The organism is Collinsella aerofaciens, from assembly GCF_018785265.1.
In the GTDB taxonomy this organism is placed as follows: domain Bacteria; phylum Actinomycetota; class Coriobacteriia; order Coriobacteriales; family Coriobacteriaceae; genus Collinsella; species Collinsella aerofaciens_AI.
On sequence record NZ_WQPK01000008.1, the window covers coordinates 156,524 to 164,636 of the forward strand.

An 8,113-nucleotide genomic window follows, 5' to 3' on the forward strand; every position below is an offset into this window, starting at 1 on the left:
TTTCTCCGCACGGGCTGGATAATGTGCTTCAAAAATGCTGCATTAAGTTAGAAATACCTAACTTTATCTGCAGAAATATACGCCGCGAGCCCTTATTGGACCTCGACGACGGCCGCCTCCTCCTTGCGGATGGAAAGCTCATAGCCGCGCACGTTGATCTCGACCGGATCACCGAGCGGTGCAACCTTCACGACCTTGAACGAAGTGCCCTTGATGAGCCCCAGGTCCATAAGGTGGCGGCGAAGCGCACCCTCACCGTGAAGCTTGACGATGGTGGAGCTCTCGCCCACCTTAACGTCACCCAACGTCTTCATCCTCTTGTCCCCCTTTCGGTTTTTATGAAATGCTGCAGACTAACCGACGGTCATGATGTGCATGGCAACCTTGGAATCGATGCCAAAGCGTGCGCCCAGCACCGTGACGATGATATTGGCGCCACTCGAGCTCACCACGTGGATTTCGTTGCCCTCGACAAAGCCGAGGTCCTTGAGGTGGTGTTTCATGTCCTCATTGCCCTTTACACGAGACACGCGCACGGTTTCGCCCGCTTTTACCATCGAAAGCGGTATGGCCGGCATCTGCGGTCCGCAAGACATGAGTGAGCTCCTAACGTCGGTTCGTCCTCAACATCGACGCGGTAAAAGTTAACCACGTCTATGTTCGCTTTAGTAAACTAACACGTGGTTAACTTTTTGGAAAGGGTCTCCATTCAGTTTTCGAAAAAGTTTCCTATACGAAACAAAAGGGCGCGGCAAAGAGCTGTCCTTTGCCGCGCCCTGTCATGCTTAGAGCGAGAGGTTTCTGATCGACGTAACGCAGGAAGCCTCGTCTACGCCCGAAACGCGAAAGATGATGTCCTCGCCGCACTCGCCGTAGAGAGCCATGAGGCCCATGACATCGCGACCGTCGGTATGGCGGTCGCCGATGCTGACCGACACGTCGCTACGGTGCTTGGCAATGATGTCATAGAGCAGCGCAACCGGGCGGGCATGTAATCCCAACGGATCTTTAATCGTCTTTGTAAACTCGACCATGTCCCCTCCCACGACATCGTACATTCGGCTGGCAAACCCAGCCATGTGGTAGTTATTGTAGCGTTAGATGCTTGTCGAGGACCCTTTCGGACACCCCGTGGACAAAAAGTGGCAAATATGAGTACTGTCACAAATTTAGTAGCAGCAGAATTGAGAGCAAATTGGCCGATTTTAATGTTTTGGAAGCCATCGAATCGCGTCTATAGGGGGTTAGATAAATTGATTTTGAGCCCATTTTCGCTCAGAACAGGCCGAAAAATATGACACCTCTTTTGCAACAGTACTCATATTTGGTATTTTTTGACCACAGGGTCCAAAACCATGCTCCAAAACACAAAAGGAGGGGCCTCGTAAGGCCCCTCCTTAGGAAAGGGAATCGATTTATTCCACAGCCGTAGATTAATCCTAGCCGCTACTCCATCATATCGAGGACGGAAGGGCGAAGCTCGTTCTCGGCGGCCTCGGGATCGGTCTCGCGCAGGCGGTTGATGTAGCGGTTGTACCACGTCACGGCAAGGCCCAAGAAGACAACCACGCCGCCAACGTTGTAGACCAGCGTCAGCCACAGCGGCTGATCGAGCGGAATGGTGCCGCAGATAAGCACGAAGCAGAAGACCACAAGCAGGAATGCGGCAACGACCAGGCCAAAGCTGCGCGAACCCATGCGGAAGCCACGGGGAGCGGCGTCAAAGTTCTTGCGCAGCATAAAGTAGGCAAGCAAAATCAGCAGCGGTGGGAGCAGAGCGGTGGCAGCAGTCATGTTGGTAACGATCATGAGCAGGTCGTCGAGGTTACCGGAGCCCAGGGCCGGAATGATCAGGATGGGGACGACGATGGCGAACTGCAGCCAAGCAGCGCGGGCAGGAATGCCATGCTCGTTGAGCTCGACGATCTTGCTACCAAAGACGCCCTTGGGGATCTCGGTGAAGAAAACCTTGATGGGAGCAGAGGTCCACATCATGAGGGAGCCCAGCGTGGCGGCGAGAAGGATCAAGCCGATGGCGCGCGTAGACACTTCCATGGGAATGCCAAAGTGGGCAAAGACAGCGCCGAATACGTCGAAGATACCGGTGGAGATGGCAACGCCGCCCTCGGGGATGAATAGGTTGACCAGCAGCGAAGCGCCTGCATACAGAAGGCCGATGGTCAGGCCGGCGATAACGACGGTGCGCACGAAGGCCTTGACGCCACCCTTAAGGTCGTTAAGGAACACGCCGACAGACTCAGCGCCGCCAACGCCCTGGATGATCCAGGCAAGCGTACCGAAGAAGCCCCACGCAGTTGCGAAGTTGCTCATGTCGGGAGCCATGTTAGCGGGAGTAGGAGCCGTAGCGAACTCAACGCCGCCAAAGGCAGCAGCCAGGGACAGCAGGATGAACACGGCGGTCAGGCCGAGAGCCGCGGTCGAACCGAAGGAGGAAATGGAGCCGATCCACTTAGCGCCCTTGGTCGAAACCCACGTGGCGATAGCAAAGACGACGATCTCGATAATGGTGATCCACAGCTGCGAAAGCTCGGCGTTGGCACCAAAGAACACGTAGCTCGCGTAGATGATGACGTTGGGCAGGACGGACGCAAAGAAGAACAGGTTAACGAACCAGTAGCTAAATGCCGTCAGGAACGCCCAGCGACCACCCATCGAGGTCTTAACCCATGCGTACACGCCAGACTCTGAGTCCTTGTTGAGGCCGACGAACTCGGCGGTAACCAGGGTATAGGGGACAAAGTACAAAAGCGTGGCGAAGAAGAACGACGGCGCAGCTGCCAAGCCGATGGCCGCGTTGTTGTTGATGATGTTCTTGATACCGAACACGGCGGCGACCGTCATGCCCAGCAGAGCGAACGAACCAATCGTTCCTCGTTTTTCAGAGCTCATAAGCCCTCCCAATCATCTGTTAAATGTCATCTAAAACCGTCCGAGCTGCAAGTGCAAACACGGACGGCGCACCTGCTAAGGGGAATGGGGAAAAGGGAGTCAACAAAGCCATCCCCCTTAACGGCGCGAAGCAAACGTCCAGGCGGACGAATACTACTTGTTGGGGAAGGAATAACCTTCGACTGTCACGTGCAGTACCACGACGCGGGGATCCGCGGCATCGGCCACGACACGGTAGGCCTCGTCAATTTCGACGACGGCAACGCCGCCGGCGGGAATCGTCACGGTCTCCCCCGTACCCTCAAAGCGCTCGCGATCATCGATATCGCTGTAGGCGCGGGTGCAGGTGAGGCCTGCCTTGGGGGCAACCTCGACAGTCAGGTCGCCGTCGAGCGGGGCGAGCACGGCATGGTAGCGACGGTGACCGACCAGATCGGCAGTAGCCGCCTCGTGGGCGTTCACCCACCAATACACCAGCGAGTCGCCGATGGAGTACGCCACATCGTGCTGCAGTTCAGAAACGCCGTCGAGCGCCTGACCGGTACGCATCCACTTCTTGACGGACTTCATCTGGGCGTCGAAATCGGCACGCGAGTTAAAGATATGCATGACTTATGCCTCCTTAATGGGTGCCAGCGCCTGAGCCAGATCGGCAGACGTCAGCGGTCGCAGGGACACCTCAAAGCTGAAGCTCTCAAAACGGGTGCGATAGGAATCGAGCACCTCGGAACCCCAAGAGTTCGAGCCAAGGCCGAGCAGCTGGTCGTTGATGTTGACCGTAACCGTGTCGCCCGGGACAAGATCGTAGACATGCTTGGCGCTATCGATAGCCTCGCAGCTATAGGGCCATGCGGAGAACGAGAACGGATTGGAAGCGGCGTCGCTCGGACGCGTCACGACCAGACCGTCACCGTGGCTGGAGCGCAGGGCGACCCAGCGGGTACCCTCGCGGTTGGCGCAGTCCTGGGGCATAACGTAGGGCGTGAACATGTCGTCGACCGTAGTGCGGTAATGACCGACCGGGTTGGCGCGCAGCGAGTCCGGATAGTTCTCGCCCGGGCCGTGGCCATACCACTCGACGGCACGATCGCAACCGGGGACCTCAAAGGAGATGCCGATGCGCGGGATGATATCCGAGTAATCGCCGTAGGGCTCGCCGGAAACCTTGAGGTCGACGCGACCGCTCGGAAGCACGGTGTAGACAAGCTCGACGCGCATGCCGAACGCACGGACGGGAGGAGCAATGCGTTGGCTCACGGTAACGGCGACCGCATTGCCGTCCTGCTTCCAAGAAACCTTGCGGGTGGACGTCTGCATTACATCGATGAAGTTGTCCTTCCACAGGGAGTCGTACTCCTGGGCGTGGTTGTCGACGAGCGGATGCCAAAAACCAACCTGGGGGCCAGAGGCCATGACGTCGCGGCCGGATGCCTTCCACTCGCTCACGGTGCCGTTTACCTTGCTGAAGGTCAGCTCGCCGTTGAGGGAGTGAATGCGAATCTCCTGCTCGGTCTCCTCGACCGTAAGCTCAGGACGAGTGGGGGCCGCAATGGCCGGCGCCGGATGGTTTGCGATGGCAAACTGGTTTGCGCCCAGTTGGAACATCGGCTCGCACCAGACGTGAGCGGCCATGGTGTAGGCGCGCACAGTCAGCAGGGTCTCGCCTACCGCGGCCTCGTGAATCACCAGCGGAAGCTGGACGGACTCACCGGGGGCAACCGCACCGGGCATGAGCGTCTTGCGGCAGACCACGTCGCCGTCCACCAGGGTCTCCGCCGACAGGCAAACATCCTCGAGGGCGGTAAACCAGCGCTTGTTGGTGACAGTCAGCTCGCCCGCCTCGGCGTCATAAGCCATGCGAACCGGGCAGATGACCTGGCCGTACTCGGTAAGGCCCGGGCTCGGCTGCTGCCAAGGGAACACCATGCCGTCGATGCAGAAGTTGCTGTTATTGGGGTAATCGCCGTTGTCGCCACCATACATATCGTAGGCAACGCCGTCCTCGGTCACAGCAGCCAAACCGTGGTCGCACCATTCCCAGATAAACTGGCCTTGGATGCAATCCCAGCGATCGAAGACCTCCTGGTACTCGGACAGACCTCCGGGGCCATTACCCATGGAGTGGCCATACTCGCAGTTGATGCGCGGCTTGGGGAACGGATGCTCACCAAAGTCGTTCATCTGCGACACACGGGAGTACATCGTGGAAATGACGTCGACGGTATCGGCGTTGCGGTCCTCCTCGTAGTGGACCGGACGACCATCGAGCTCGTGAGCCTTGGCGTACATCGCGCGGATGTTGCAGCCATAGCCGCTCTCGTTGCCCAGCGACCACATGATGATGCACGCGTGGTTGCGCTCCTGCATCACCAGGCGCTCAATACGGTCGACGTAGGCCGGCTCCCATGCCGGGTCGTCGGTAACCAGGGCGATGTTGCCGATATTCTCGAAGCCGTGGCTCTCCATATCGGTCTCGGCGACCAGCATGATGCCATACTCATCACACAGCTCGTAGAAGCGCGGGTCATTGGCATAGTGAGAGGTGCGCACTGCGTTGATGTTGTGCTGCTTCATGAGCTCCAGGTCGCGGCGCATGCGATCGAGGCCCACGGCGCGGCCCTTGTGATCGTCGTGATCGTGGCGGTTGACGCCATGCATCTTAAAGTAAGTGCCGTTGAGGTAGATATGATTGCCCTCGACCGTCACCTCGGCAAGACCCTGGCGATGCGGGACGTACTCGCTCACCTTGTCGCCGTCGTAGACCTCAAACGTAAGATCGTAGAGGAAGGGGTCCTCGGGATTCCAGAAGTGGGCATCGGTCACGCTGCACTCGGCATGGCCGTCGACGCACTCACCCGTAGCCACCACGTTCTCGCCATCGCTGAGCGTAAACACAACGCGGGAAGCGCCCTCGGCAACCGTATCGAGCGTGATCAGAGCGACATCGCCCTCGCGGTGTGTGCGGAACCTAAAGTCGACCAGGTGCGCGGCGGGACGCTGCATAAGGTACACATCGCGGAAGATGCCCGAGGCCCACCACATGTCCTGATCCTCGATGTAGCTGCCATCGCTGTACTGCAGGACCTTGACCGCAAACAGGTTGTCGCCCTCGACGAGCGCGTCGGTCACGTCGAACTCGGCAGACAGGCGCGAACCCTTGGTCATGCCGATATACTGACCGTTGACGTACAGCTCGCCATAGCTCTCGATGCCGTCGAAGCGAATGATCTCGCGAGCGCCGGCAGGAACGGCGGGAAGGTTGACGATGCGCTGGTAGACGCCCGTGGGGTCGTCGGAGGGAACGAACGGCTGATCAACCGGGAACGGGAAACCCTCGTCGGTGTAGGCAAGGTTGCCATAGCCGTCCACCTGCCACAGGTGCGGAACCTCCACGTGATCCCACTCGGGCTTGTACGTGGAGAGTTCCTCGTTGGAGACGGCAGCGGGGCCCTCAAAGAGGCGGAACTGCCACGAGCCGGACAGCTGGACAAACCCGCGCGACAGCTCGCGGCTGTACGTTGCAGCGAGATCGGCAGTCTCGTAACCCATAAAGTACGCATGGGGTGCCAGGCGGTTCCTGTGGGTGAGCGCTTGGTTTTCCCAATCGTTAATGGCGTCCATGGTGATGCTCCTTCATCATCGTAGTGATTCTTGTGCAACCGGTTGTCCTTATCTTACGGGCGATGCAAAAAACTGTGCAACCGGTTGTCCGCTGAACGGTCGATTTGGCCGGGTTAACGGTGCAACCGGTTGTACAATCGCAACACTTATGTCACCCTGAGTATCGAAACTCAGCACAAGACATCGTTCTTAAGCTCGTAGGCAACCTCCACGCCCGCTGATATCTCACCCACACGAGACGTATTCGATTTCGGCTTGGTTGCAAAACGACACCGGTCACCGGATATCATGAACGCTGTTCAGGCGCACTATAGTAAGCTGTATCCGCACTAGCCCGTATCAGTGACAACATCGACCGCATTTTCCAGGAGACGCCATGACCCAACCAGTTCGCACCGCACCTACGCTTGCCGAGGTTGCCGCAGCTGCCGGCGTGTCGCGCTCCACGGCATCGCGCGCCCTCAACGATTCGCCCCGCATTAGCGAGGAAACCAAAAAGCGCGTCCGCGCGGCGGCCAAGGAAGTTAATTTTGTCCCCAACGCTCGTGGCCGAGCGCTCGCTGTCGGGCGCACGGAAATCATCGCCGTGCTCGTGACCGAGCCTCTGAGTGAACTCTTCAGCGACCCCACCTATAGCGAGTTTTTGAGCGGCATTACCGAGGAACTGTCGGAGTCGTCCTATCTGCCCGTTATCTTGCAGGCGTCTTCTACGCATGAGCGCAACCGCGCACGCGAGCACTTTGAGCGCCGCTCGTTCGACGCCGTGATCGACGTCTCTCCCTACAAAGGCAGCGAGCTGCTCGAGGTGCTGCGCGAGCTGGGCGTACCCACCGTGTTGTGCGGCCAGCTCGAGGGCCACCCCTATCGCGATGTGTTTTCGACGGTCTACTCTGACGACGAAGAGGGCGGACATTTTGCGGCACTCGCCATGAAGGATCGCGGGCGCAAAGATATCGTCGCCGTGTTGGGACCGCAAGACAACCCCGCTGTTGCCGACCGCCTGCGCGGCTACCGCGCCGTCTTGGGCGAAGACCTCCCAGACGCAAACGTTATCTATACCGGCTGGAACAGCGGAGACGGCTATCAGGCCATGCACCTGATTCTCGCGCGCAAGATTGCTTTCGATGGCGTGCTCTGCGGATCGGACCGTATCGCGGCTGGCGTCATCACCGCACTCAACGAGGCAGGCCTATCCGTTCCTGCGGACGTTTCTGTCGTCGGCTTCGACGATCACGAGATTGCGACGCGCTGCGTCCCCGCGCTCACGACCGTCCGCCAGCCCCTGCGCGAAGAAGGCCACATGGCCGCCAACATTGCGCTCGACATGATCAAGGGTGCCGAGCCTACCACCTCCGTGATGCACATGCAGCTGATCCAGAGAGACTCGCTATAAGAAACTGGGGCAGGCTTTCTGCCAGACAGTTGTTGCGGAAAGCCTGCCCCGTTTTGAGCGCTCATTCTGGGGCACAGTTTCCAAAAGGACCCTGTTTGGGAAACTGCGAGGTAGCGCACAGAGATGTGGTGTAAGAGGCGGGGCATGCCCCGCCTCCGCCCTTTCTTGAAAGGGAGGGGACACCGCCTA

At 58.8% G+C, this 8,113-nt stretch carries 7 protein-coding genes; 1 reads left to right on the forward strand and 6 read right to left on the reverse strand.

Annotation, left to right across the window (positions count from 1 at the left end):
* Positions 1 to 92 precede the first annotated feature (92 nt).
* The 6 genes from GPK42_RS01940 to GPK42_RS01965 all read right to left on the reverse strand — a co-directional run bounded on the left by GPK42_RS01940 (position 93) and on the right by GPK42_RS01965 (position 6,531).
* The gene (locus GPK42_RS01940; protein ID WP_006234774.1) at positions 93 to 314 is read right to left on the reverse strand and encodes a FeoA family protein; all 222 of its coding nucleotides are present in this window, start codon (positions 312 to 314) and stop codon (positions 93 to 95) included.
* Positions 315 to 353: 39 nt separating this feature from the next.
* Positions 354 to 596: a FeoA family protein gene (locus GPK42_RS01945; protein WP_230308372.1), complete on the reverse strand. Its 243-nt coding sequence runs from the start codon at positions 594 to 596 to the stop codon at positions 354 to 356.
* Between the two features lie 189 nt (positions 597 to 785).
* The gene (locus tag GPK42_RS01950) at positions 786 to 1,034 is read right to left on the reverse strand and encodes an HPr family phosphocarrier protein (protein ID WP_022094361.1); all 249 of its coding nucleotides are present in this window, start codon (positions 1,032 to 1,034) and stop codon (positions 786 to 788) included.
* Positions 1,035 to 1,446: 412 nt separating this feature from the next.
* Positions 1,447 to 2,910 carry an amino acid permease gene (locus GPK42_RS01955; protein ID WP_138339702.1) on the reverse strand — a complete coding sequence of 488 codons (1,464 nt, stop codon included), beginning with the start codon at positions 2,908 to 2,910 and terminating at the stop codon, positions 1,447 to 1,449.
* Between the two features lie 153 nt (positions 2,911 to 3,063).
* Complete coding sequence (locus GPK42_RS01960) at positions 3,064 to 3,519, reverse strand: NanQ anomerase/TabA/YiaL family protein (RefSeq protein WP_215693159.1); 456 nt, start codon at positions 3,517 to 3,519, stop codon at positions 3,064 to 3,066.
* A gap of 3 nt (positions 3,520 to 3,522) precedes the next feature.
* On the reverse strand, positions 3,523 to 6,531 hold the full coding sequence (locus GPK42_RS01965; protein WP_215693161.1) for a glycoside hydrolase family 2 TIM barrel-domain containing protein: 3,009 nt from the start codon (positions 6,529 to 6,531) through the stop codon (positions 3,523 to 3,525).
* Positions 6,532 to 6,907: 376 nt separating this feature from the next.
* Here GPK42_RS01965 and GPK42_RS01970 point away from each other — a divergent pair, with 376 nt between their 5' ends.
* Entirely contained in the window at positions 6,908 to 7,924 is a 1,017-nt protein-coding gene (locus GPK42_RS01970; RefSeq protein ID WP_215693163.1) for a LacI family DNA-binding transcriptional regulator, read from the forward strand.
* Positions 7,925 to 8,113 lie beyond the last annotated feature (189 nt).

Excerpts from the sequence above, each read along its gene's own strand:
- GPK42_RS01940 (WP_006234774.1), bottom strand. The coding sequence starts at position 314 with ATGAAGACGTTGGGTGACGTTAAGGTGGGCGAGAGCTCCACCATCGTC.
- GPK42_RS01945 (WP_230308372.1), bottom strand. The coding sequence starts at position 596 with ATGTCTTGCGGACCGCAGATGCCGGCCATACCGCTTTCGATGGTAAAA.
- GPK42_RS01950 (WP_022094361.1), bottom strand. The coding sequence starts at position 1,034 with ATGGTCGAGTTTACAAAGACGATTAAAGATCCGTTGGGATTACATGCC.
- GPK42_RS01955 (WP_138339702.1), bottom strand. The coding sequence starts at position 2,910 with ATGAGCTCTGAAAAACGAGGAACGATTGGTTCGTTCGCTCTGCTGGGC.
- GPK42_RS01960 (WP_215693159.1), bottom strand. The coding sequence starts at position 3,519 with ATGCATATCTTTAACTCGCGTGCCGATTTCGACGCCCAGATGAAGTCC.
- GPK42_RS01965 (WP_215693161.1), bottom strand. The coding sequence starts at position 6,531 with ATGGACGCCATTAACGATTGGGAAAACCAAGCGCTCACCCACAGGAAC.
- GPK42_RS01970 (WP_215693163.1), top strand. The coding sequence starts at position 6,908 with ATGACCCAACCAGTTCGCACCGCACCTACGCTTGCCGAGGTTGCCGCA.